We start from the raw sequence: 2,616 nt of genomic DNA on the forward strand, positions 1-2,616 counted from the left end.
GACGACACAACCCGGTGGGAACGCTTCGACTCCGAGGAACGGGGGCTGCTCGGCCCGTTGCCTGATGCCGGGTTCGAGGACGTCTCCTGGAAGGAACTGAAGGCCGGCCGCAACTACCACGTCACCGCCGACACGCAACGGTATTCGGTGCCGTTCGCTCTGGCGGGCAAGCTGCTGCGGGTGAGGCTGACGTCGTCCCGGGTGACGGTCTTCGATGGACAGGAGACGCTCTGCGAACACCCGCGGTTGACGGGCCGAAAGGGCCAGTACTCGACCCTGCCCGAGCACGTTCCGCCGCAGCATCGCAACATCGACGGGCTGTGGTCCAGGCGGTGGTTCACTGACCGGGCCCGCAGCGTTGGGCCGGCAACAGTCACGGTGATCGAGCAGATCCTCGACGCACAGCCAATCGAGGCGCAAGGCTACCTGGCCTGCCAGAACATCCTTGACGGGCTCGGGAGGAACAACCGGGAACGGCTGGAGGCGGCCTGCCAGGAGCTCGTGAACCGCAGCGCTCATCCGACCTACTCGACACTGAAACGCTTGATGGCGGCGATCGACAGCGACGGGAAGAAACCTCGGCCCAGGGTCCCGGCGGCCTCGACGCGCAAACGCATCAGCACCGTCGTTTTCCGCGACACCATGCCAGACGTCTATGTTCGCGACGCCTCCCACTACGCACGCGACGAGGAGGGCAAGTGATGTTCACCAGCATCGATTACGACAAATTCCGGGCCCTGCGAGTCACCCACGTCGCGACCCGGCTGGAAGAGCTCATCCAGGACGAGGACAACGACACCCTCACCCCCGAGCAGCTGTTTCTCACCGCCGTCGACGACGCATTGGAGTCCCGACGCATCAACAAAGTCGACAAACTCATCCGCCAGGCTGCATTCCCGATCCCGGGCGCGACCGTTGCCGAGGTCGACTACCGCGACGGGCGCGGAATCACTCCGGTTCGAATGCGCCGATATGCCGCCCACGACTGGCGCACCGATCCGACAAACCTGCTCATCATCTCGCCCACCGGCGGCGGGAAAACCTACCTCGCCTGCGCGCTGGCCATCGGCGCCTGCCAGAGCGAACACTCCGTGCTCTACTTCCGGATGGACGACCTGGCACGCCGGCTCGTCATCGCCCGCGGCGACGGCATCGCCCACCAGAAGCTGTTGAACGAGCTCTCCAACATCGACCTGCTCATCATCGATGACTTCCTCACCGTCGGCATCGACAGCGACGCCGCCAGCGATCTGTTCGCGATCCTCGCAAACCGAGAACACCGGCTGCCCACAATGATCGCCTCCCAGACCGGGCCGGCGCACTGGGTTGCCGAGCTGCCCGACCGGGTCGCGGCGGACTCCATCGTGAACCGCCTCGCCAACAACGCCCGAATCATCAACCTCGGCCAGATCGACATGCGCAGGCACCGCAACGACCAAGCCCGCGCCCACGAGACCTACTGGGAATAACGCCGCGGAGGCCCCGGGCGACCTGCCCGGGGCCGCTACCACCTCGTCAGAACTGCGCTACCACCTGCCTGGACTGGCGCTACCATCAAGCGCTACTCGCCAACATAGAACGACGTGCGCAACCGGAGCACTACCTCGCTCGATGGCGTCCGCGTTCCCTCGGCCCACTCTCGAACGGCGCGCGTCTCCCGAACGCCCCCCAAATACGCCACAAGCTTCGCGCCCAACGCCTCCCGCAGCCCTCCAACGATTTCAGCCGTCGAAAGCCGAAGGGAATCTTCGTAGCCCCGAAGTCCCGGGCGTGCCGTTGTAGTACTCATACACTCACCCCACACCATCTACACTAAAAAGCCAAGTAGATCACAGAACAAAAGCATCCACATCACACCCGAAATCCCACCTCGAATGACCGATAATAGATATTATGTCAGTTTGTAGCCGACATCTTCGCGTTGGGTGCGAATACGCCGGTTCGGTCGACCTCCCCCCAGACGGCGCGTATCCTTCCGTTGGCACGATGACAATGGAGTGCTCGCGGAGGGGTGCAGTCGCGCATGACTGGAGTAGTGACGTCGCCCGATATGGCAGTTGAACTGGAGTTTCATATTGCAGCTTGACATCGATTCGCATTTAATGCGAATGTTTCGCATAAGATGCAAACATTTGATTTAGCCGCGCCAGGGGTGGTTCCTGCTCATCTCCGATCGAGTATCGCCGTTCTCAACGCGGAGGAGAGCGTGTGGCGGTCGATGCTGGACGGGTGGGCGGCGCAGCAGGTCGCCCGGAACCTGGCAGGGTCGACGGTCGAGAAACGTCGATCGGTCGCGATCCGGTTCCGGGCGTTCGCGGATTGCTACCCGTGGTCGTGGTCGGCATTGATGGTCGACGAGTTCTTCCTCGAGCTCCGCTCCTTAAAAGGCGCATCGCACTCCACCGTCCTCGGTTACCAGAACGCGTTGCGGATGTTCCTGGAGTATCTGACCGATCCGGCCTACGGCTGGAGTGAACAGTGCTGGGAGCGTTTCGGCGACCATCCCGCACAGGTGTTCCATGAGTGGAACACGGCCCGCCACTCGCAGTCGGCGATCGGAGCCCCCGGAAAACGCCCCTACACTCGGGACGAGATCCAAGACCTGTTTGACTGCGC

2 protein-coding genes and 1 pseudogene are annotated in these 2,616 nt (G+C 63.0%); all 3 read left to right on the top strand.

Features of this window, described 5'->3' with window-relative positions:
- Positions 1-702, top strand: a pseudogene (locus IWX89_RS18205) (IS21 family transposase); the annotation flags it as partial.
- Entirely contained in the window at positions 702-1,469 is a 768-nt protein-coding gene (locus IWX89_RS18210) for an ATP-binding protein (protein ID WP_196904949.1), read from the top strand. The pseudogene IWX89_RS18205 and the gene IWX89_RS18210, both read left to right, overlap by 1 nt.
- A 749-nt stretch (positions 1,470-2,218) precedes the next feature.
- A partial coding sequence (locus IWX89_RS18215; RefSeq protein WP_231383492.1) for a site-specific integrase occupies positions 2,219-2,616 on the top strand: 398 nt, incomplete at its 3' end.

Source organism: Cryobacterium sp. MP_M3 (assembly GCF_015752155.1).
Lineage (GTDB): Bacteria > Actinomycetota > Actinomycetes > Actinomycetales > Microbacteriaceae > Cryobacterium.